Annotated in this window: 24 protein-coding genes; 6 read left to right on the top strand and 18 right to left on the bottom strand. The window is 24.9% G+C overall.

The window, feature by feature from the left end:
• Positions 1–26: 26 nt before the first annotated feature.
• The 12 genes from T523_RS04430 to T523_RS04375 form a co-directional block, all read right to left on the bottom strand.
• Complete coding sequence (locus T523_RS04430) at positions 27–506, bottom strand: gamma carbonic anhydrase family protein (RefSeq protein WP_042707713.1); 480 nt, start codon at positions 504–506, stop codon at positions 27–29.
• Positions 507–623: 117 nt separating this feature from the next.
• The gene (glmU, locus tag T523_RS04425) at positions 624–1,904 is read right to left on the bottom strand and encodes a bifunctional sugar-1-phosphate nucleotidylyltransferase/acetyltransferase (RefSeq protein WP_042707712.1); all 1,281 of its coding nucleotides are present in this window, start codon (positions 1,902–1,904) and stop codon (positions 624–626) included.
• 346 nt (positions 1,905–2,250) lie between these two features.
• Positions 2,251–3,600 (bottom strand): phosphoglucosamine mutase, encoded by a 1,350-nt coding sequence (gene glmM, locus T523_RS04420; protein WP_042707711.1) that lies wholly within the window; start codon positions 3,598–3,600, stop codon positions 2,251–2,253.
• A gap of 18 nt (positions 3,601–3,618) precedes the next feature.
• Positions 3,619–4,857: a 2,3-bisphosphoglycerate-independent phosphoglycerate mutase gene (locus tag T523_RS04415; RefSeq protein WP_042707710.1), complete on the bottom strand. Its 1,239-nt coding sequence runs from the start codon at positions 4,855–4,857 to the stop codon at positions 3,619–3,621.
• Between the two features lie 320 nt (positions 4,858–5,177).
• Entirely contained in the window at positions 5,178–5,876 is a 699-nt protein-coding gene (locus T523_RS04410) for a TIGR00297 family protein (protein ID WP_042707709.1), read from the bottom strand.
• A gap of 237 nt (positions 5,877–6,113) precedes the next feature.
• Positions 6,114–6,689: a 30S ribosomal protein S3ae gene (locus T523_RS04405; RefSeq protein WP_042707708.1), complete on the bottom strand. Its 576-nt coding sequence runs from the start codon at positions 6,687–6,689 to the stop codon at positions 6,114–6,116.
• A 443-nt stretch (positions 6,690–7,132) separates the two neighbouring features.
• Positions 7,133–7,468, bottom strand: a complete 336-nt coding sequence (locus T523_RS04400; RefSeq protein WP_042707707.1) for a NifB/NifX family molybdenum-iron cluster-binding protein — start codon at positions 7,466–7,468, stop codon at positions 7,133–7,135.
• A 78-nt stretch (positions 7,469–7,546) separates the two neighbouring features.
• Positions 7,547–8,116: a flavodoxin family protein gene (locus T523_RS04395; protein WP_042707706.1), complete on the bottom strand. Its 570-nt coding sequence runs from the start codon at positions 8,114–8,116 to the stop codon at positions 7,547–7,549.
• An 11-nt stretch (positions 8,117–8,127) separates the two neighbouring features.
• Positions 8,128–8,322, bottom strand: coding sequence for a ferredoxin (locus T523_RS04390; protein WP_042707705.1), 195 nt, complete (start codon positions 8,320–8,322; stop codon positions 8,128–8,130).
• A 184-nt stretch (positions 8,323–8,506) separates the two neighbouring features.
• Positions 8,507–9,265, bottom strand: coding sequence for an S-methyl-5'-thioadenosine phosphorylase (gene mtnP, locus T523_RS04385; protein WP_042707704.1), 759 nt, complete (start codon positions 9,263–9,265; stop codon positions 8,507–8,509).
• A 12-nt stretch (positions 9,266–9,277) separates the two neighbouring features.
• A complete protein-coding gene (locus T523_RS04380) occupies positions 9,278–10,726 on the bottom strand; it encodes an RtcB family protein (RefSeq protein WP_042707703.1) in 1,449 nt (482 codons plus the stop codon).
• 453 nt (positions 10,727–11,179) lie between these two features.
• Positions 11,180–11,650 (bottom strand): archease, encoded by a 471-nt coding sequence (locus T523_RS04375; RefSeq protein WP_052334640.1) that lies wholly within the window; start codon positions 11,648–11,650, stop codon positions 11,180–11,182.
• Positions 11,651–11,791: 141 nt separating this feature from the next.
• On the opposite strand from T523_RS04375, the gene T523_RS09160 reads away from it, so the two are divergent.
• Entirely contained in the window at positions 11,792–11,953 is a 162-nt protein-coding gene (locus T523_RS09160) for a hypothetical protein (protein WP_198016027.1), read from the top strand.
• Between the two features lie 563 nt (positions 11,954–12,516).
• Here T523_RS09160 and T523_RS04370 read toward each other — a convergent pair.
• Positions 12,517–13,278 (bottom strand): carboxymuconolactone decarboxylase family protein, encoded by a 762-nt coding sequence (locus T523_RS04370; RefSeq protein ID WP_052334639.1) that lies wholly within the window; start codon positions 13,276–13,278, stop codon positions 12,517–12,519.
• Between the two features lie 282 nt (positions 13,279–13,560).
• Here T523_RS04370 and T523_RS04365 point away from each other — a divergent pair, with 282 nt between their 5' ends.
• Complete coding sequence (locus T523_RS04365) at positions 13,561–14,181, top strand: DedA family protein (protein WP_084486439.1); 621 nt, start codon at positions 13,561–13,563, stop codon at positions 14,179–14,181.
• Between the two features lie 171 nt (positions 14,182–14,352).
• On the opposite strand, the gene T523_RS04360 is transcribed toward T523_RS04365, so the two are convergent.
• Together T523_RS04360 and T523_RS04355 are read right to left on the bottom strand one after the other, a co-directional pair.
• On the bottom strand, positions 14,353–15,471 hold the full coding sequence (locus T523_RS04360) for an ORC1-type DNA replication protein (protein ID WP_042707701.1): 1,119 nt from the start codon (positions 15,469–15,471) through the stop codon (positions 14,353–14,355).
• A gap of 480 nt (positions 15,472–15,951) precedes the next feature.
• The gene (locus T523_RS04355) at positions 15,952–16,680 is read right to left on the bottom strand and encodes a 6-hydroxymethylpterin diphosphokinase MptE-like protein (RefSeq protein WP_042707700.1); all 729 of its coding nucleotides are present in this window, start codon (positions 16,678–16,680) and stop codon (positions 15,952–15,954) included.
• A 351-nt stretch (positions 16,681–17,031) separates the two neighbouring features.
• Between T523_RS04355 and T523_RS04350 the strand changes: the two genes are divergently transcribed.
• The 4 genes from T523_RS04350 (at position 17,032) to T523_RS04335 (ending at position 19,831) form a co-directional block, all read left to right on the top strand.
• Entirely contained in the window at positions 17,032–18,177 is a 1,146-nt protein-coding gene (locus T523_RS04350) for a pyridoxal-phosphate-dependent aminotransferase family protein (RefSeq protein ID WP_042707699.1), read from the top strand.
• A gap of 297 nt (positions 18,178–18,474) precedes the next feature.
• Positions 18,475–18,897, top strand: coding sequence for a GerW family sporulation protein (locus tag T523_RS04345; RefSeq protein ID WP_042707698.1), 423 nt, complete (start codon positions 18,475–18,477; stop codon positions 18,895–18,897).
• 76 nt (positions 18,898–18,973) lie between these two features.
• Positions 18,974–19,552 carry a DUF2953 domain-containing protein gene (locus T523_RS04340; protein ID WP_042707697.1) on the top strand — a complete coding sequence of 193 codons (579 nt, stop codon included), beginning with the start codon at positions 18,974–18,976 and terminating at the stop codon, positions 19,550–19,552.
• A complete protein-coding gene (locus T523_RS04335; protein WP_042707696.1) occupies positions 19,553–19,831 on the top strand; it encodes a hypothetical protein in 279 nt (92 codons plus the stop codon).
• 31 nt (positions 19,832–19,862) lie between these two features.
• Here T523_RS04335 and T523_RS04330 read toward each other — a convergent pair whose 3' ends face one another.
• The 3 genes from T523_RS04330 to ftsY form a co-directional block, all read right to left on the bottom strand.
• The gene (locus T523_RS04330) at positions 19,863–21,473 is read right to left on the bottom strand and encodes a thiamine pyrophosphate-binding protein (protein ID WP_042707695.1); all 1,611 of its coding nucleotides are present in this window, start codon (positions 21,471–21,473) and stop codon (positions 19,863–19,865) included.
• Positions 21,474–21,565: 92 nt separating this feature from the next.
• On the bottom strand, positions 21,566–22,024 hold the full coding sequence (locus T523_RS04325; protein WP_042707694.1) for a dCTP deaminase: 459 nt from the start codon (positions 22,022–22,024) through the stop codon (positions 21,566–21,568).
• A 267-nt stretch (positions 22,025–22,291) separates the two neighbouring features.
• Complete coding sequence (gene ftsY / locus T523_RS04320) at positions 22,292–23,647, bottom strand: signal recognition particle-docking protein FtsY (protein ID WP_042707693.1); 1,356 nt, start codon at positions 23,645–23,647, stop codon at positions 22,292–22,294.
• Positions 23,648–24,046 lie beyond the last annotated feature (399 nt).

The following is a 24,046-nucleotide window of genomic DNA, read 5'->3' as shown; positions in this document are numbered from 1 at the left end:
AGATTTAAACTAAATTTGATATAGGTTTAATCAAGATTATATGATTTAGAAAGTTTAACATAATGATCTGCATTCTCTTGAATTGATTCTATTTGTTCCTTAGAGACTTGTTTGATAAGTTTACCAGGAACACCTAAAATTAAACTTCCTTCAGGAAATTCTTTACCTTCACTTACAACTGCTCCAGCACCTACAATAGAATTTTTACCAATATGTGCATTATTAAGTACAGTAGCATTCATACCAATAAGAACATTATCCTCAATAGTACATCCATGGACAACTGCTCCATGACCAATAGTTACATTATCCCCAATAGTTAATGGGATATCTTTAGTAGCATGAAGTACACAATTATCCTGAACATTTGAGTTTTTACCTATTTTAATAGGTGCTACATCACCTCTAATAACTGCACCATACCAAACAGATACATTTTCATCAAGTTCAACATCACCTACAATATGAGTACCTGGAAATATTTCAGTACTTTCTTTAATTTCCATATTTTATAACCTCACTATAATTTTTCTAATAATAATACTTTTATAATAAAAATCAATATTTGAAATTTTTTTATATTAATTATATAAAAATAATAAAAAATTTAATAAAAGTAATAATTAATCATCATTACCTTTATTTTGAATAATGTGCTCTTGTTTTAATAAAACTCTTTTATTAGAACCAACATCAGTAGTTAATAAAACACCAGAACCTATTGAAGAATTAGATCCTACTTTTACACCAGGACTTAAACTAGAGTTAATACCTGTTTTTGTGTAATCTCCTACAATAGCTCCTAATTTACGTCTACCACTGTCAATTTTTTTATTTTTAATAATAGTTCTAACAGTCCTATTATCAAAACGTAGATTTGCAATATTAGTTCCAGCTGCAATATTACAATTAGAACCTAAAACAGAATCACCAACATAACTTAAATGACTTACATTAGTATTTTCCATAATAATTGAATTTTTAATTTCTACAGCATTACCAATATGAACATTATCTCCAAAGTATGTATTACCCCTAATATATGAATTAGGTCCTATATCACAGTTTTTACCAATATATACTGGTCCTTCAATATATACTCCTGCTTTAATAATACTTCCTTCATCAAGGTAAACTTCTCCATGAATAGTTACTCCATTTTCAATTTCACCTTTAATTTCAGTTTTTACATTATTAAGTAATTTTTCATTTATCTCAATAAGCTCCCATGGTTTACCAATATCAATCCAGTTTTTAGTTGTTTTATGCCCTCTTACTGTTTTACCATCTTTAATTTGCATAATTAAAGAATCAGTGATTTCATACTCACCACGAGGAGACAATTCAGTATTTTCAATTTTTTCAAATATATCTTTATTAAATATATAAATTCCTGTGTTAATTAAATTACTTGGAGCTTTACCTTTTTCAGGTTTTTCAATAATATTCACTACATTATGGCCTTTAACTTCAACAACACCAAATCCAGTTGGATCTTCAACTTCTTTTAATACCATTAATGTATCTGGTTTATTTTCTTTAAAATCATCAATAATTTCAGACAATATAGAAACATCTAAGATAATATCTCCATTAAGAGCTATAATACTATCATCAACAAAATCAGAAGCATAACCAATAGCATTAGCAGTTCCTCTTAAATCAGTTTGAGTTTTATAAGAGATATTTACTCCAAAATCACTTCCATCTTTGAAGTAATTTCTAACCATATTTTCTTTGTATCCTACAATTAAAAGAATATCTTTAATACCACAATCTCTTAATGCTTCTATGTTATATTGAATGATTGGTTTTCCAGCTACAGGTAACATTGTTTTAGGCTTTGTAATAGTTAATGGCCTCATCCTTGTTCCTTCACCTGCACTTAAAATTACAGCTTTCAATTTTAATTCCTCCGATTGTAAATCACGATAAAATAATCAAAAAAAATATTAAACAATTTTTTAAATTATAAATATTAAATTATAATAAATATTTTGTTTTAACTATACTTATTATTTTGTATCTTAATAATATTAAATTAATGTTTTCTAAAAAAAATATAAAAAATATCTAAATTATAAAAATCATGATTTTAAATAAAAATATTTAAAAAAAGTAAGTAATAATAATTAAAAATAGAAAATTGATTTTCTTAAAATTCTTAAATTTATATAAACTATTTTAAATTTAAAAATAAATAAAATTTAGCAAAAAATAAGTCTTAAATGTATTAAAAATAAAATAAAATTAAGATAAATTAGATTTAATTATATCAAGACATTTATCTTTAATTTCATTTGCTTTTTCTTCAGTTTTTGCTTCTAAAGTTATTCTAATATAATTTTCAGTACCAGATGGTCTTACAAGTACCCAACTACCATCTTTAAAACTTAAACGTACACCATCAATAGTGTTTACATCTTTAATATCATCAAATGCATGTTTAAGTAATTCTTCCATATCTTCCATTATTTTAACTTTATCTTCTTTTGAACAAGTTATTTTTTCACGAATATTTGGATAGTTTGGCATTTCACCAAGAAGTTTTGAAAGTGGGCCTTCATGAGATACAATATCTGCAAGTCTTAAACCAGATAACAATCCATCTGGACACATGCAAAAATCAGGATGTAACCATGTTCCAGAAGGTTCTCCTCCAAAACTACCATTATTTTTTAATATAGCATCTGCAACTGCAACATCCCCTACAGGAGTACGTAAAACTTTACCACCTACAGCTTCAACTGCTTCATCTATAACAATACCTGCATCTACAGTAGTTACTACAGTACCTCCAAATTTAGATGCAACAAGAGCAAGAAGTTTATCAAAATCTACAACTTTACCAGTTTCATCTACTGCCATCATACGATCAGCATCACCATCATGAGCAATACCTAAATTTGCACCAGTAGCTTTTACTACTTTTTTAAGAGATCCGAGATTTGCATCATTAGGTTCAGGATTACGTCCTGGGAAGAAACCATCTACTTGTGAGTTTAATGTAATAACTTCACAACCTGCACGTCTAAATACAATAGGAGATATTTCACTACCAGCACCAGATGCACAGTCAATGACTACTTTAAATCCTGGTTTAATATTTACCATACTTAATAAATCATTCATATATTCTTTTTTAATTTCTTTATTTTCAGTAATTGAACCTATTTTATCCCAAGAAATATTAATATAATTTTTATTGAAATAAATGTCTTCAATTTCTTTTTCTTGGAGAGGAGTATATGCCATACCATTCTTATTCCATAATTTAATACCATTATATCTTGAAGGATTATGTGAAGCAGTTATCATTATACCTGCATCTGCAGATAATTTTTCAGTAGCATATCCTACAAGAGGAGTTGGAACCATACCTAATTTAATAACATTTACTCCACTTTCAACAAGCCCTGCAGTAATAGCTTGATCTAACATTTTATTTGTTGTTCTAGTATCATAACCAAGTACTACATTACCTTCATTACCAAGATAACTTGCAAGAGATTTACCTACATTTAATGCAAGTTCTGCAGTAACTTCTGAACCAATTTCTCCTCTAATTCCAGAAGTTCCAAATAAAGTTTTATTTACCATATTATAACCTCAGAATAATTAAGCACCAAATTTATGAGAATAATTCATTAAATCTAACATAATATTCATTACATCACTACCTCTAATTCTACAGAGGCCTCCTTTATAAGTTGCAAATTCATTATATTCTTCTACATCATCAGTTCTTACTTCAGGACCTCTAATTAAAATAGGTACAGGATCCCCAGTATGATTTTTAACTGAAATTGGTGTTGAATGATCTGCAGTTAAAAAGATATAACAATCTTCAAGTTTTAATAATTCACTCATTACAACTTTATCAACTTTTTCAATAAATTCTAATTTTTGTTTTGTATTTCCATCATGCCCTGCTTCATCAGCACCATCAATATTAATTAAGAAGAAGTCATGTTCTGAATTATTTACTTGATCTACAATAGTATCCCTAATATTTTCAAGATTAGTGTCTACTCCACCAGTAACATCTTCCATTTCAATAATATCCATTCCTGCAAAACGACCAATACCCATAATTAAACCAGTTTCTGCAATACATGCAGAATTTACCTCATATTTATCATTAAATGATTCTACATCTGGAACTTCCCCAGCACCACGAGGAATAACAACATTAGCTGGAGGTAAATTATTATTAATTCTTTCAATGTTTACTGGATGATCTTTAATCATATCATATGTTTTCATAACTATTTTATTAACTAAATCTGCAGTTTTTTTAGCTTTTTCACTATCATCTAAAGGCATAACTTTAGCAGGAGCATTACCTTCAACTTTTGGATCTGCATCTGAGATATTTCCAGATAAACCTTCACCTCTAAGTACTAAAACTGCACGGTGTCCAGTGGATTCTTTAAATATAATTTTAACATCTTCATAACCTTCAATTACCATTTTATTTAAGGTTTCAACAAGATCTTTTGTACCATCCCTAATCCTACCAGCACGTCTATCAGTTACAATACCATTTTCATCCATTGTTGAAAAATTACATCTAAATGCAATATCACCTGGAATAACATCTAATCCTACACCAGAAGCTTCAAAAGGACCTCTTCCAGTATATACTTCATATGGATTGTATCCTAAAATAGAAAGATGAGCAGTGTCACTTCCAGGTCTAATACCTGGAGCAATAGAATCCATAATTCCAGTTATACCCTCTTTAGCCATTTTATCCATATTTGGAGTATTAGCTGCTTGAAGAGGAGTTTGATTGTTAAGTTCTTTTAAAGGACGATCTCCCATACCGTCCATTACTAATATTAATCCTTTCATTCAAAATCACCAAAATTATAAAATAAAATTACTATATTAAAATAGTAAATTTATGATTAAAAATCATAAAATAAATATTATAAATATAAATATTGATTTATAAACATATAAAATTTATTTAAAAAAAATTGAAAAAGAAATAAAATTAAATAGATTAAAAAAAATTAAAAAAATAAAAATAAGCTAGGAAAATATAATCTTATTATAAAATATAGTTTATATCTTATTTAAATATAAAAAATTTATAAAGACTTAAAACAAATGAAAATATTTTAAAAATAAAAAAAGTAAATAAATCTAAAAATTATAGAATTTAGATTTTATAAACAACAGATAATTCCAACAATAGCTCCAGTAATAGTTGCTAATAAATTAACATGTTCATTTGTTAAATAATTACGATTTTCAAATACTGCTCCTAATAAACTATCCATAAAACAACCAACAGTACCAGAAATTACAGAAATTTTAATTGAAATCCAAATATTTGGTAAAACACCAAGTAAAAATGCAGCAATTCCAATGATAAAAGCTCCAATAATACCTGCTAAAGTTCCTCTAACAGAAACTGCCCCATTAGTACCTGGTTGAACTTTTTTAAAATTAGTAATTAAACGAGGAGTTGATAAAATACCAATTTCACTACCTAATGTATCAGAAGTTGCTGTAGCAATAGCTCCTATAAAACCACCGACAAAAGGAAGATAATAACCACCAAATGCAGCCATAACAAATGCTACTACCCCATTAGAAATAACATTTTTAGCAGTACGTCTACCTTCAAATTCTCCTAAACGTTTTTTATAATCTTTTGAATAATAAGTTGCACCAATACCCATAATAAAGAATAGGACAATAATTAATAACCAATTTAAACCTGCAGATAATAATATGACAATACCCATAATTATCATACATACAGAACCTAAGAAATCTAATGCTTTTCTTTTATAAATAAAAGCCCCTAAAATAAATAATATTACTACAGAAATAACATTTATCCATATTTGCCCAGTCATAAAATCACATTTAATAAAATTACTTAAAATTATGTAATTAATTAAATATAAAATTTATCTTAATATATAAAAATACTTAAAAAATAACTAGAAAAAGGAAAAATATCAAAAAATTAAATAAATTTTAATAAGAGTTTAATTAAATAAAGAAAAATTAGAAAATAAAAGTTTTTAAGTAAAATTAAAAACTTCAATTAATTTAAACTAAAAAATAAAATAAATAAAGTTTAATCAAACTTAATTGTATACTTTACTTTTAATGATTTCTACTCTATTAAGAGGGTAGATTTTTTTAGCATTATGGTAAATTTCAGAAGCTAATCTACCATTAGTTAAAATTTCAGTGAATTCTTTGAAAGATTTTTCACTAGCAGATTCAGTAACTAAGTTTTTAATAGTTTCTCTCATGAATTTTTGTTGAGAAGATTTAGCTCTTTTATTAGTTACAGCTAAAACATGAACTTTAATTTCATGTCCATCTTTAGTTTTTACAATAGCAATAGAATCAATTCTACTAGTACCTCTTCTAATCATACTTCTAATACGATCAGAAGTGATTTTATGTCCTGCAAATCTAGTATTTGCTACTTTTCCTGCAACATTATTAATTTCAAAGTTTAATTTGATGTATTGTTTTGAGAAATCTCCAGTTAATTCCCTCATAGTTACATCAACATTTCTTCCAATTAAAAATTCAGGATCTCTAGAAGGAGTTTCTCCTATTTCTTTTTCACCAAATTCAATAGGTGCTTTAATATCATACCATACTTTTTCTCTCCAAGTATCACGTACTCGACGTTTTGCTTTTGCCATTTTATATCATTCCTCACAATAATTTTTTTGTTAATCCCTTAATTATATAAGAAATTTTATTAAATAATTGATAAAGTTAGATACGGCTATCTAACATGATTAAATTTGAATATTGGCTTGTAAATATTAAAAATAATAACTAGATTCAATATAAAAAAATAAACTTACTTTTAAAAAGAAATTTCTAAAATAATTATAGAATAAAATATAAATTAAATATATAAAAAGTCAACTATAAAATCTAGTACTTTAAATAATGAGAGTTATATCCCTAAAATAAGATAAAGAATTTATTTAACTCTTTAATTTACAATCCAACTAATATAGGCTCAGCCTATCTTAATTTGAAAATATTTTGAAATAAAAGTTTTAAAAGTTTAAAACCCGCCCTAAAAGGTTAATATAATTTTTAAATTTAATAATATATAAAACTTTGTTTAAAATTAAATATTTAAAGGTTGATTCATAAATTTATAATGATTAACATATCTTTCTAAAACTTCATCAATTGGACCTTCATCTTGATAAACTTTAATTCCTTTTTTATCTAAACGCATTTTAGATTTAAATCCAATTTGAACACAAATAACTAAATCAACATCATGTAAAAGTTTTACAATTTTTACACCTTGATGCTTTCTATCTTCATCAATCTCAACTTCACGTTTTTCAAGAAATTTAGTATTTTCACCATTAAACTCATAAACATATAATGTTTTTGATTTACCAAAATGTAAATCCACATCTTTACCATTTGATGATGATACAGCAATTTTCATAAAAGATACCCCAATATTATAAAATTTAAAAAAAATAATAATTAACTATAAAAAATAAGTAAAAATAAAAATAAAGATTTAATCTTTAATTTTATTAATTAATTTTGCAACATTATTCGCAAATAATTTAATTGTTGCAATACCATCTTCATCATCTTTATAAGCCCCTTTTGGACCAGCGAAAACCATATTCCAATAATTACTACCTGGAATAATCATTTCATTGATAATAAAGAACATTGACATTTCTTGTAATGTTAAAGTTAATCCACCACGTCTTGCAATAGCAATTGGTCCACCAACCATCCAAGACAAGAATTTATCATTACCACGAGAAAGTTTACCTATTCTTTGAAGAGCAGCCATCATATCTCCACGAGCAGTTCCAAAGTATACTGGAGCAGCAGGAATAAAACCATCAGCTTCTCTTAATTTATCAGCAATTTCATTGATTCCATCATCAAAAACACATTTACCAGTTTCACCACAAGATCCACATGCAATACAAGAGTGAATACTTTTATCTCCAATGTTTATAATTTCAGTATCAAGACCATTAGCTTCAATTTCTTTAGCACAGATTTTTAAAATACTCATAGTATTTCCATCAGAACGTGGACTACCACATAAAAGAATAACTTTTGAGATAATAAAGCCCCCTAATCATCTTTAACTACGATACATTCATTAGGACATAAATCTACACAAGTTTCACATAAACTACATTCGTCTATATTAACAGGAGTAACTTTACCATCTACCCATTCTAAAACTTCCATAGTACATAAATCTACACAGTCTCCACATTCATCTTCGCCATCACATTTATCATGATCAATTGTAATTGTTACCATAAAAATCACTTCCTCCAAAATATATTAAAAAATTGTATAATCTAAGTTTAATTTAATAAAACTTATATATAATATTTTTTTATTTATTAATAAATATTTAGTATATAAATAGAAACCAATATAAATAAAAAATTTACTTCTATAAACTAATTTTAAATAAAAATAATAAAAATAATTAAAAAAACTATTCTACTGCATGATGACAATCACAATCATAATCATCATCTAATGAAAGAATAGTTCTATAAATTAATGCTAAAAGATCCTCTTTTTTCTGGGCCATAATTTCTCCAACTTCCTCAAAAGTTAGTTTAGTTGGAGAAATAGAAGTTCCAAAATTACTAACGACACAAATTGTTTCATAACATATACCCATTTCACGTGCAAGTACTGCTTCTGGAAGTCCAGTCATTCCAACTATATCTCCACCAATAATTTTAAACATTTTAATTTCTGCAGGAGTCTCAAATCTAGGACCTTCAGTACAGACATAAGTTCCATGAGGTATAACTGGAGAATCTTGACTTTGATTATCAAATATTGCTTTTCTAAGTCGTGGACAATAAGGTTCAGACATGTCAATATGAACAACTTGATTATCAAAGAAAGTCCTATCTCTTAATACAGTGAAATCTAAAAAGTCATCAGCAAGTACTATTGATCCAGGAGGCATTTGCATATTAATAGAACCTACTGCATTTGTAGAAATAATTTGATCTACACCACAATCTTTTAAAGCCTTAATATTTGCTTTATAATTAATTTTATGTGGTGGAGTTGTATGTCCTTTATGATGACGAGGTATAAAGACAACATCTTTTGATTTAATTTTTAGAAAAGATACATTAACAAACCCATACTCTGTATTAACAGTTTTTTCTTCAACTGAATCTGCAAGCTCAGTGATTTCTTCTACACCACTACCTCCAATAATTCCTAACATACAATCACCAAATTATCCTTTTGTTACTGCAAGAGGTGTAACTTTTGCTACAAGTTTTGCAATACCTGCCATATCAGATGTTTTAACTACACTATCAATATTTTTATAAGCTCCTGGTGCTTCTTCAGCAAGGACAGGATTAGTATTAGCTTTAACTAAAATACCTTTATTTTCAAGATCTTTCTCAATACCTTCTGGAGTGAAATCCTTTTTAGCTTGAGTTCTAGATAATACTCTTCCTGCACCATGAGCTGTTGAACCAAATGTTTCTTCCATAGCAACATCAGTACCATGAAGAATATATGAAGCAGTACCCATAGTTCCAGGAATTAAAACAGGTTGACCAATACTACGATAATCTTTAGGAACTTCAATTCTACCAGGACCAAATGCCCTTGTTGCACCTTTTCTATGAACGTATACATCTTGACTAAAGTTTTTAATTTTATGATGTTCTTTTTTAGCAATATTATGTGCTACATCATAAACAATACCCATATTCATGTCAGAAGCGGATTGATTAAATACTGATTCAAATGATTCTCTTACCCAATGAGTCATCATTTGTCTATTAGCCCATGCATAATTAGCTGCAGCATACATTGCTCTTATATATTTTTGAGCTTCTTTAGAATCAATTGGAGCACATGCAAGTTGTCTATCTGGAAGATTAACTTCATATTTTTTATATGCTTTATCCATCAATCTTAAATAATCAGAACATACTTGATGACCACAACCACGTGAACCAGAGTGAATCATAATACTTATAGTTCCAGGAACGATACCAAATGCTTTAGCTGCTTTTTCATTATAAATTTCATCAACTTTTTGAACTTCTAAAAAGTGATTTCCAGATCCAAGGGACCCTAATTGAGGAATACCTCTTCTTTTTGCTTTATCTGAAACAAAAGAAGCATCAGCATCTAACATCCTACCATTTTCTTCTAAAAATTTTAAATCATCATCCCAACCATATCCATTATCTACAGCCCATTCAGCACCATAATTTAAAACATCATCAATTTGATTTTGTTTAAGATGAACTCTTCCTTTACTTCCAACACCAGAAGGAATATTCTTAAATAAGACATCAACAAGTTCTTTAAGTTTAGGTTTTACATCATCTTCAGTTAAATTAGTTCTAATTAATCTTACACCACAATTAATATCAAAACCTACACCACCAGGACTTATAACACCATTTTTAGTACCAACTGCACCTACACCACCAATACTAAAACCATAACCAAAATGAATATCAGGTAATCCTATAGAATATTTTTGAATTCCAGGTAAACAAGCAACATTAGCTACTTGTTCAAGTGAACCTTCATCAATATTTTCAAATCCTTCATCATCAATGTATATTCTTCCAGGAACCCTCATAGCCTTTTTATAACTACTTGGAATTTCCCAAACATTATCACGAACTTTTGTAACTTCTTCTTTAATACTCATATAATCACTATACGTTTTGATAGAATAAAATAATTAAAATAATTAAAAATAAATAAAAATTTTAAACTTAAGCTTTAGAATATTTAAGATAAAAAATCTCAATATTCTATTATAATATACTATTTATTATATAAATACTTAATAGTTATTGTATTTAGAAATTAAAAATACTAAAAAAGAAAATATTCAAAATATATTTAATTAAAAATTTAAGATTATTCACTTATTAAATTAAAAAAACATATCATAAATTTAAATCTTAAAAACTATTTTTTATAATAATTTAAGCTTAGTTAATACCTTAAATTAAATTTAAAAAAAATATTCTAAAAATTAGAAATGTTTTAGCAAATTCAAAAAAAATAAAAAATAAAAAATAATTAAAATAGTAAAGAAATCATAAAAAATAGATAAAGAGAAATTAAATTATTAAATAATATTTTATTATAAAAATCATAAATCAAGTATAACTCTAGTCATAAAATACTCATTTTTTTCAAGAACTTCCATCATATGAAATGTTATTGCTTTAACTTCAGAACCTCTTTGATGTTTATTCCAATCCATATTTTCGCCTTTAACTACTCCTTTTAGTTTATATGGATTTTCTAAATTTTTATCTCCTTTTGATATTGATAAATCAAAATCAGAAAATAATATAAAATTAACATCAGATAAAAAAAGTAATTCTTCTAAATAATCATAAAGTAAAGATACTAAATCCTCAGATTCAATTTCAATAGTAAATTCTTTATCATTATTAACATTTGATGTATTAGAAATAACATTAAACATTGCTAAACCTGAATTTTCAAAAGCTTCTTCTAAAGTTTGACCATATGCAAAAAATCCGATATCAGCAGTAACATCAAAAAATTCATATTGTTTATTTAATTTAATTTGGTATTCATTATCTAAAGACATAATAACACTGATTTAATTTTTGTATTAAATAAATAAAGTATATAATTGGTTTTATTAATTATTAATATTAGTTTTCAAATGGGGTCTTGGTTTTTCTTTATATAATATTTTTAACACTATTAAAAGTAGTGAGTGATTAAAATGTTCAATAATACTGATACAAAATTAAATGCAGATTTAAGGAAAAAAACTACACTTTATGATGTAATAGTATTTAATGATATAAGTATTCAATCTTGCATGGTAATACTAATGGTTTTATTAGTATTGCTTATTACTATACTATCTATTATTAGAGTATAATCCTACAAATTATTTGTTAAATTTTTCGTCCTAACAAATAACTACCAAACCCTATTACTTTAATTAACTATTAGTATTCCATGCATAATTTAGTTAACTATAAATACCTAAATGCCTTAAAAATTTAAAAACCTATAATAAAATATTAACTAAATTATAATAGCAATAAAGTAATAGAATAATAGATATAAATTCATTTGCATAAGAGATTATGCTATCAAAGTATAATAAGTAAAAGAATTAACTTATTATACATTATTAAAATTCAATTCATAAAATTAATTTATTTATTTATTTAAATAAATTATATTAATATATACTTCATTAAAAAATTTTAATATTAAAGCCACAAACCTAAAAAATCATGTTTATAAATGAAGTATATATTAAAATTCAACTTATTTTTTACTTAAAATTAACTAAATTTTTTAAATTATTTCTTAAAATAACTTATTTAGAAGATTAGTATTAACTACTTTAAATTAGAATATTAAGTATATTTTAAAACTTAAACTTTAAATTAAAATAAAATAAATAAGTATTAAATTTAAAATTAAATTTAATTAATCTAATTTATTACAAACTTCATTAACTATAGCAAGTGCATTATGTACTCTTGGAAATCCTATATATGGCACAAGTGCAGAAATAGTACTAATTAAAGTTTCTTTATCATTACCTACTTTTAAATTACCTTTAACATGAATTCTCAATTGATCTTCACAACCACGTAATGATAAAATATAAGTAAATGAAACAAGTTCTCTATCTTTATCACTTAATCCATTTCTTGCATAAAAGTCTCCAAAAGCAAAACCAGATATAAAATCCCAAATATGTTTTTGATTATTAGGAGCATTTTCAATACTTGAATCTATAAAGTCCTTACCAAAATTATTAGCTTGAATATCATAACCTACTTTTATTCTATTATCTCTATTAGTTGTTGATTGATTAGGAAGAGGTAAATTTATACCAATATCTTTAAATACATCATTAGTTTTATTTAAAAAATCATATGTTTTTGCAAGACCAATATAAGGTAATGATTGATATAAAACTTCTTTAATTTCAATAGGACTAATTCCTAAATCTAAAGACTTAATTAAAATCTCAGAATATTGATTTAAAGATTGATTTGCAATTAAAGTAGCTAAAGTTACAAGTAATCTGGACCTTGTAGATAAAGTACAATTTTCAAATACATCATATAATAAAAAATTATCTAAAATATCAACTAATTCTGGATCAGAATATTTTAAGTCAGGATTATAATTAGATATTAATTCCATATCCTTACCATATAAATCATGATTTAAACTCATAAAATTCACCATTAACTATTTAAAATATAATATCTTTATATTTTAGAAAATATTAAAAGTAAATAACAACTATAAAATGAAAAATTAAATTTAATTTAATAATCGATAATTTAAAAGATGAATAAAAGAATTATACAGTTATAAATATTTTAATTTACAAATATAAAGATAAAAATTAAAATAGATATTAAAAATATCACATATTATATATAAATTAAAGTTTATTATAATATTTAATAATATCCTTAAAAAATTAGGAGATTAAAAAAGAGGAGAAATATGATTAGTATAAGTGCATCATTAGCAAATCTAGTAATATATTTAATTGAAAGTCTAGGATACTTTGGAATATTTTTAGGAATGACCATAGAAAGTGCATGTATTCCACTTCCTAGTGAAGTCATTATGACATTTGCAGGCTTTGTTGTTAACGAAGGAAAATTAACTTTAACTAATATCATATTAGTAGGAATACTTGGAAATCTTGTAGGATCTTTAATTACATATTACATTGGACTTAAAGGTGCAAGACCATTATTAGAAAAATATGGAAAATATATTTTAATAACTAAAGAAAAATTAGACAATGCAGATAAATGGTTTAATAAACATGGAGATGCTGCAGTATTTTTTGGAAGAATATTACCTGGTATAAGAACATTTATTTCATTACCTGCTGGAATAAATAAAATGGATATTAAAAAATTTATTATATATACATTAATTGGTTCTGGAATATGGACTTCAATACTTGCAATAATTGGAATAGAATTAGGAAAAGATTGGAGCATAATAAGTCAATACTTTAGAATATTTGATATAATAATAGGAATAGCAATATTATTAATAATAATTTATTATGTTATAAAACATAGAAAAAACAAAAAAGCAAATAAATACTAAATTATTTTAAAATTTCTATTAAAAGAATTTATTTACATATAAAAAAGAAAAAAGGATAATTTAAGACTAATTTAAAAGTTTAAAAATCTTTAATAAAAATTTTAATATATTAAAAAAATTATCTATTAAAAATTTAAGCTTTTTAAACATTTTAATAATATAAAATAGATTTTAAGATTTAATATTACGAATATCTTCAGGATTAAATCTTAAAAGAATTTGTCTTGAATTACCTCTAACTCCTTTTCCAGTAAGTTTAGTATCAATCAACCTTAAAAATTCTAGTTTATCTAAAGTTCTATTAAAAGTTGCATAACTTAAACCTGTACTTTCTTTAAATCTATCAGACAAGTCACCAGCAGTTAATACTTCATCAGAATCTGCAACTATTTTTAATAACTGTCTTTCTACATCACTTAAAGATTTATATGTTTCAATAAGATTTACAGAAACCTGTTTATTTTTAGCTTCTTCTAAAAATTCCTCAGTAACAAAAGGACTCGCATTTGCTTCAGCAATATTTCCACAAACCTTAAGTAAATCAATACCTACCCTTAAATCCCCACTATCTAAGGTATAATCTGTTATTTCTTCAAGAATTTCATCAGAAATTACTCCTTCATAAAAACCGTAATGTACTCTTTTTGATAGAATACTTAGTAACTCAGAACGACTATATGGAGAAAAAACAATATCATGAGGAATAAATACAGTATTAACATTTTTATCTAATGCATATTTAAATTCTAAATCAGAAACAATTGCAAAAACTCCAGTTTTTACTCCAGGAAATTCTTCATAAGCTCTTAAAATATCATAAAATATTTTATTAGCTTGATTATTTTGAAATAAATAATTTACATCATCAAATGCAACCATTAAAGCTTTATCTTTTTCTTGTAAATAATTCATGACTTGTTTATAAATTCTTGAATAAGGAACTCCAGTTTCAGGAGGTTCATGACCAAAGATTTTCTTAAATATTTGAGAGAATATACTGAAACGAGTTGTATGAAGTTGACAATTAATATAACAACAGACAACTTTATTAGTTGTCTCTTCAACAAGATCAAAAACTCTTTTAACTGCAGTAGTTTTACCTGTTGCACAAGATCCTAAAATAACTGCATTAGTTGGACGACCTCCCCTTAAAGCTGGTTTAATATCCATTGCCATAGCTTCCATTTGTCTATCCCTAAAATCATAATTTTGAGGAACATAATCTGGATTAAAAACATTTATATTTTTAAAAACTGTTTCATCATACATTAATATATCTTTAATTCCCATAGACTCACTCCACAATTGAATTTATAAAATTACAAAATTTAATAATATCTTAAGAAACCAATGCAAAAAATATAATTTAAATAATAATTTCTTTAATAAAATTATAAGTTAGTATTAAATTTTAAAATCAAATAATAAATAATTTTAGATTATCATATTAAATTTTTTTAAATAATTAAAATAAAACTTATTAAAAATTTTATCTAAAAACTTAAAAACATATAACAAAATATAGAATAATTCTTAAAAAAACCATATAACATTTTATTTCAAAAATAAATAGATCTTAATCATGAAAAGATAATTTTAACAAACTAATTAATATAAAAAATTTAGAAAAATAAGAAATAAAAACTTTCATTTAATATTAATTTAATAAACTATTAAATTATAATGTTTACATGTACATGATAATAAAATAAAATAAAATAATAAAAAATGTAATTAATTAAATTAGAAATATAAACAAAATAAAATAAATTAATCACATAAATTGATTAATTCTACATCCTCATTATCTTTAATCCAATTAGTTAACTCTTCAGCATATACTAATTTTTTCCTTTTAATATTATCTGCATCTTGAAGCAATTTTTCATTTTTAGGTCTAGAATATTTAGTTACAATATTTCCAAAATCCATACCTGCTAATATTAATGACTTAGCACCTAATGCGAGAGATAAAAACATTGCTCTATCTCCATCTGTAAATCCTCCAAAGTTATAAAGATGTCCAAAAGGAGTAGATTGAGTAGTTCCTAAAATATTATCAAAGAAAGAAGTATATTTTTCAATAGCTTCTTTATTATTACCATGAGCATGAATAACCATATATGAATCCCTACAATTAGCAGCTAATAAATCATCAATATTACCATCTAAATCAGTTGCAATTATATCTGGAACAATATACTCTTCTAAAAGTGCAGTAGTAGAACCATCAGCAGAAACAAGTACATAATCATCTAAATTATAATTTTCTTTAATATAATTAATATGCTCTTTAATAGATGGACCAGCACCAAATATTATAAATTTATTAGTATCCTTAAAATTTACAATATCATTTTTAAAATCATCAATATTAAGACAGCCTTCTTCATCTAAAATTCTATTTAAAATTTTAGCTGAAGATTCATCATCTTCCCTAATAAATTCAAAGTCATTTAAAATTTTTTTATACCATAATTCCCAATCTGCAAATTTCATAATTAAATATATTTATTCAATATAAATAAAGTTTATTAAAATCAATTAAAATAAAAAATCTTTAAAAAGGACAAATAAAAATATATAACACTAAAATTAATAGATAATAACTTAATATAAATATTTTAAATAATAATAAAAAAGAAGATAAATAAAACAATGAGAAATAAAAAGATAATAAAAGAAATATCAAAAAATAAAAAAAATAAAAAAATAAATCCAATAAAAATTAATAAAAACAATAAACAAAAAACTTTAATATTAAATAAATTAAAAATTTTATATAGCTTGAAAAAAAATATCATAAGAAAAATATCAAGCTTTTGATTTTATTAATGGAGGAAAACATATATGAATAATATATTATTAATGCTTCCAGGACCTGTAAATGTGGAACCTAATGTTCTTGCAGCAATGTCCAAAAACATTGTCAACCATAGAGGAGACGAGTTTGGAAGAATATATAATGAGACATGTGAAAAAATGTCTAAAGTATTCAAAACTCAAAATCAATCTTATATTCTTACATCATCTGGTACTGGTGGTATGGAAGCTGCTATAGCAAATATAGCAAATCCTAAAGAAAAAATATTAAGTGTAGTAGGAGGTAAATTTGGAGAACGTTTCGCAGATATTGCTAGAGTACATGGAATAGATGTAGAAGAATTAGCAGTAAAATGGGGAACTGCTGTAACTCCTGAAGCTATTGAAGCAGCACTTGAAGCAGATGAAGATATTAAAGCTGTAAGTCTTATTCATAACGAAACTTCCACAGGTGTAGCTGCACCAATTAAAGAAATTGGTAAAGTTATGAAAAATTACGATGCTTTATATGTTGTAGATACTGTATCTTCCCTTGCTGGAGATAATGTAGATGTAGATAAATATGGAATTGATGTCTGTGTTACAGGATCACAAAAATGTTTAGCAGCACCACCAGGACTTTCTGCTATTACATTAAGTGATGATGCATGGAAAGCTGTTGAAAATGTAGATGCACAAACTTACTATTTCAACATGAAAAAATATAGGGAAAGCGGAAACAAAAATCCTGCTCAAACACCATATACCCCATCTGTATCTTCAATATATGGATTACTTGAAGCACTTAATGATATTGAAAGAGAAGGATTAGATAATAGGATTGCACGTCACCATAAAAATGCAGAAGCTTGTAGAAATGCAGTAAAAGCATTAGGTCTCGAATTATTCGCAGAAGAAGAACATGCATCCTGTACTGTAACTGCAGTAAAAATGCCTGAAGGAAAAACTGATGATCAAATTAGAGGAACTATGTTAAACAAATATGGTGTCCAATTAGCTGGAGGACAAGATCATCTTAAAGGTAATATCTTCAGAATAGGACATATGGGTTCAACTAATTATAAAGAATTAGCTATAACCTTTACTGCATTAGGTATGACCTTAAATGAAGCTGGAATTGATGTAGAACCAGGTGCTGGTGTAACTGCATTAGCAAAAACATACTTACAATAATTCCTCTTTTTTTCTTTTTTTACTAATTTTATTAACTTAAACAATCTAATAACTTATTTTAAAAGATTTAAATTAATAAAGCATATAAATATGATGAAAATAAGAAATCAACAAATACTTTTTTTTAAAAAATCTTATTATACATCATAAAAAATAAATTAAAAATACCAAAAATATAAATAATTATAAATTTATTAAAAAAATAATAAATTTAAATATTAAAATTAAATAAATTTAATAAAAAAATAAAATTATAAAAATAATAAAAAACCTATAATTATAAACGAGGTATAAAAAATGACTGACAGTTCATTTAAAACAACAATTGAAGAATTAAATAAAATATTAAAAACCAATAGTGTTATTGGAGAACCAATAGAAACTGAAGACAAAATATTAATTCCAGTTGTAAAAATGGGTTTTGGTTTTGGTGGTGGAAACAACAATACCACTGGAGGGGCAGGTGCTGCTGCAGGAATCGAACCTATAAGTATGGTTGTTGTATCTAAAAATTCATCAGGATCAGATAGTATAAGAGTAATAGATATTAGTAAAGGAAATAATACTAATAAAGCAATTAATGACTTAGGATTAATGATAAGTGATTTAATTAAAAATTATTTTAACTCAAATTCTGAAAATTATTCTGAAGCAGAATGGCAATACCCCAATGAAGAAGAAAATAAAAATAAAAATAAAGACATAAACGATGCAGAATAATATTAAACTAAATTTAAATAATAAATAAAATTTTAAAAAAAATAAATACTTAAATAATTAAAATAAGGGAGATAAAGTGAATACACTATTAACAATATTAAATCTGATTCTTATAATACTTATTTTAATTATTATAATATTATTCATTGGTTTAAAAATAGAAATAGAATGTAATTATAATGAAAAATTTAAAGGTTTAATTAATATTTCTTTAATTGGAATAAGTATATATAAAAAAGAAATCCCAAATAAAAATGAAAATAAAAAGAATAATAAAAACAATAAGAATAAAAAAGACAATAAAACATTAATTAAAGAAATAATTAAAAATAAAAGTGAAATTAAAAAAATTTTAAAAATTCTTAAGAAAAACTCAAAATATCAAACCATAGGAAAAATTAGATTTGGATTGAATAGTCCTGTAGATACTGCAGAAATAGCTGGAATATTATGGGGTTTAACAGGAATAATAAACAATAAAAATAGAAATATTCAGATAGAACCAATTTTTAATAAAGAAATTATTGAATTTGAATTTAAGAGTGAAATAAAAATAAATATTTTAATATTTACTATTAAAATTATGAATATTATAATAAAAGAACCAATGAAAACACTAATTAAAAATATAATCAAAAATCTAAGAGAAACTTAAATGACTATCCAAAATCAAATAAAAAATAAAATTAATTCAAATACTTATATAAGCTTTGGTGGAAAAATAGAAATAGCTAAAAGAATAATTTACCCAATTTATAAAGTAAAAATTTTAAATATAAACAATAAATTAAATAATTTTACTATTATAACAATAGGATTTCTATTTATAGAAAATAAAGATGAATATATAAAATTCACTAATGAAAAATATGAAAAATATAAAGAAAAAATTATTGAAAAATATAAAAAAGAATATAATAGCTCAAAAACATGAAATAAAAATATAAATTACTAATTTTATATAATTATTTATTATCTTTATTTGGAAGAGGAATATCCTCTTCACGAACATCAATTTCAATTAAATATGGTTCATTAAGTTCCATAGCTTTTTTTAACTCGTTTTTTAAATTTAAAATAGTATTAACTCTTGATGCTTTAATACCATATCCATTTGCAATCATTACAAAATCAGGATTCTTTAAATCTACTTGATAACGAAAATCTTTACTTATTTGTTCTTCCCATTGTCTTATAATACCTAACTGAGAATTATTCAATACAGTTATAATAATTGGAAGATTATTCTCTGCAATAGTAGCAAGTTCTTGAATACACATTTGGAAACCACCATCTCCATTTATTACAACTACTTTCTCATTAGGATGAGATATTGAAACACCAATTGAACCTGGAAGACCTAATCCCATAGGACATAAAGCACCAGAATATAAAAATCTTCCAAATTTATCAGGTTTAGCACATTGCATTGCCCATGTAGCATGAGACCCTGCATCTCCAAGCACATATGAATTTCCAATACAATCATATATTGTTTTAATTGCTGCTTGTGGTCTTAATGGAAGAGAATCATCATCTGCACCATCAATTATTAATTTTTTATCATGTAGATTAATCTCAGAAAGCCATTCTTTATAAGTTTCACTATCTAAATCTAAATCAATTAACCTAGTTAATACTTCAAATACATCTCCACAAATTTTAAGACGTCCCTCTAGAACATTTTTATCAATATTAACATGAACTATTTTTTGTTTTACTGAATCAAAATCTGTTAAAATAGTTGTTCTATCAGATAATCTTGAACCTAAAACTAAAATTAAATCAGAGTTTAAATAGGCATAATTACTTTTTGGTGTTCCTCTCATACCTACCATACCTAGATTAATATAATCTGACTCATCAATTACACCACGAGCAGGATAAGTAGTACATACAGGTATATTATTTTTCTTAGAGAAATCTTTTAGAAGTTCAATAGCACCACCCCAAATTATACCAGTACCTGCAAGTATAAGAGGTTTTTTAGATGATTTTAAAAGAGTTTCTAAAAGATTCATATGACCATAATCATAATAAGTACTCTCATTAATATCTAAATTAATAAATCTTTCAGCATCTTCTTCAAGTAAGATATCTTTTGGAAGATTAATATGAATAGGTCCACATGGTTCATTATTTAATAAATAAATTGCATTTTTTAATGCTAAAATAGCTTCTTTTCCATTTGAAGGTGCATAATTTTTAAAAGTAACTTCACTAAAAACTCCTGGAAGGTTAAATGTTTGAAAATTATTTTCAAATCGTTCACTGTATGGATTATCTCCAGTTAAAACTAATATTGGAACAGAATCTTTATATGCTGTTGAAACACCCATTATAAAATTTAATGCTCCAGGTGAAGCAGTAGAAATACAAACTGAAAACTTACCTGTTGAGCGAGCATACATATCTGCAGCATGTACTGCTCCTTGTTCATGTCTCATAAGAATATGTTTAATACTTGATTTATCTAAGGCTTTATACATTGGAAGTATTTGTTCTCCAGGATGACCAAATATATGTTTAACATTAGAGTCTTCTAAAATTTTAACTAAAACTTCAGCTACATTCATATTATCATCAATAAACTTATAAATTTTAATATACAGTAAATCAAATTATTTAAAAAAATAAAATTATAAAAATCTTAAAAATTTAAATATAATCATTCTTCTTTTTCTTGATAAGATCCATTATATTCTCCAGAACCTATAACCTTAAAAACAACTCCTTGAGCTATTCTATCTCCTTTTTTAATTTTATATGGATATTTACCATGATTAATAATTAAAAAAGTTAAAGTTCCATAAAATCCAGGATCACCTACTGCAGTTTCTACAGAAACAAAAGACCTTAAAAGTGTAGATCTTGGATTATATAACATAGCATATCCTTTAGGAATTTTAATTTTTCTCTTAATACTAGCAAGATATGGAGTATTTGGTTCTAATGTATATATAGAACCTTCTAATTCTTCAGTTTCAGGTAAATTTTTTTCATTATCAATTAATGAACCTGGTCCTTTTTGAATAAAAATTTTATCAAGTTCTAAATCAATACCAGAAGGTTGTATTAAATCTTCAAAATCAGGAAACAACTTTTTTAACTCTTTTTCACCTAACATCATTTACACCTAATAATAAAATATTAATAAAGAAAGAATTTATTGAAAAACTATTTTATTTAAAAATTTAATCTATTAAAAAGTTAATTATCTTTAAATTAAACTATAATTTATCTTAATCTATTAAAAAGTTAATTATCTTTAAATTAAACTATAATTTATCTTAAATTTAAAAAAAAATCCATAATAAAATAATTAAAATAAATTTTAATAAAATATCAGTATTAATATTATAAGATAAAAAATATCTTATAAAAATTTAATTAATTATGAAAATAATTGATCTAACATCCATTCAGGATTATATTCCCTTATATCATCATAACCTTGACCCATTCCTAAAAAGAAAATAGGTTTATTAATAATATATCCAATAGATAATGAAGCTCCACCTTTAGCATCAGCATCTGCTTTAGTTAAAATAACACCATCAATATCAATAGCATCATTAAATTTAGAAGCCTGTTCAACTGCATCATTACCAGTTAATGCATCACCAACAAATATTACAAGATCAGGTTTTGCAACTCTCTTAATTTTCTTCATTTCATCCATAAGATTAGTATTAGTTTGCATTCTACCTGCTGTATCAATTAATACTAAATCTTTACCTTGAGCAACTGCATGTTCTACTGCATCATATGCTACAGCTGCAGGATCTGAACCTTTTTGGTGTTTAATAATTTTAACACCAACATTATCTGCATGTTGAGTAACTTGTTCAATAGCTCCTGCACGAAAAGTATCAGAAGCAGCAATAACAGGAGTATATCCTCGTTTAAGATAATAGTTAGCTAATTTCCCAACAGTAGTAGTTTTACCAGTACCATTAATACCAACTAACATTACAACTAAAGGTTTGCCTTCTTTATTTTTCTCTTCAAGTAATTCAGTCATTGATTTTCCATCAACATTGATAATTTTAGCAACTGCTTTTTTAAGAGCTTTATATGTAAGTTCCCCTACTTCAGTGCTTCTTTTAATTTTTTTACCTACTAAATCCTTTTTAACAGATTCAACAATTTCATTAGCAACATCAATTGCTACATCCCCTTCAAGAAGACCTATTTCTAATTCCCAAAGAATATCTTCTACATCATCCTCAGATATAGTTTTTTCTTTAAAGAATGAGAAAACACCACCTTTTTCCTCTTCAACCTCAGAATTATCTTCTTCTTCAATCTCATTATAAATTTCTTCTGCAGAAAGATCATCTCTATATTTATCTGCTATTGATTGTTCTGGTTCTTTTTTCCTACTATACCAATGTTTTTTACCAGAATCTTCATTATCAGAATCTTCTTCAAGTTCTTCTAAAGACTCATCAACAGTATCTAACTCTTCTTTAAGTTCTTCATTATCTTCAGATTCTTCTTTACTATCATTTTTATTTCTTGAAAATCTTGAAAAGAAACCAGATTTTTCATTTTTATTATCTTCTTCTTCAAATATTGCATCCCACTCTTCTTCATCTTTAGAATTTTTAGAAGATTTAGATTTTTTAGGTTTTTCTTCAATAGGTTCAATAGATTCAATATTATCATCTGATTTAGCTTCTTCAGTAACTTTATCAGTTAACTGATTACTAGTTCTTGAAAATTTCTTTTTTAAAGATTCAAACAAGTTATTACCATCCTTAAATAATGTTTAACTTAAGTCAAAATTTTAAAAATTTATTATATTTAAACTTAATGAAATATTAAATAAATTTTAAACTATGTAAAGATTTAATTTAATAAATATTAAAAGCTTTTCTTTTTTTATAAAAAAATTATAAATTTTATAAATTATTATTTAAACTAAATAAATATTAAAAAATAGGTTTTATTGAAATTATTTTAATTTTTAGAATATGATTTAAATTTAAGCCTCAAGTATTAATACTTTAAATTATTATAAAAAATAGCATTTAAGAAATTCAAAAAGTAAGATAGTAAAACAACTTAGATTAAATAAAAAGATATTAAAACAATTAAAATAGCAATAAGTAAATTAAGAATATACAACTCTTATAAAAATTAA

It is taken from the genome of Methanobrevibacter wolinii SH, from assembly GCF_000621965.1.
Lineage (GTDB): Archaea > Methanobacteriota > Methanobacteria > Methanobacteriales > Methanobacteriaceae > Methanarmilla > Methanarmilla wolinii.
This window is presented reverse-complemented; position numbering and strand designations above follow the sequence as displayed.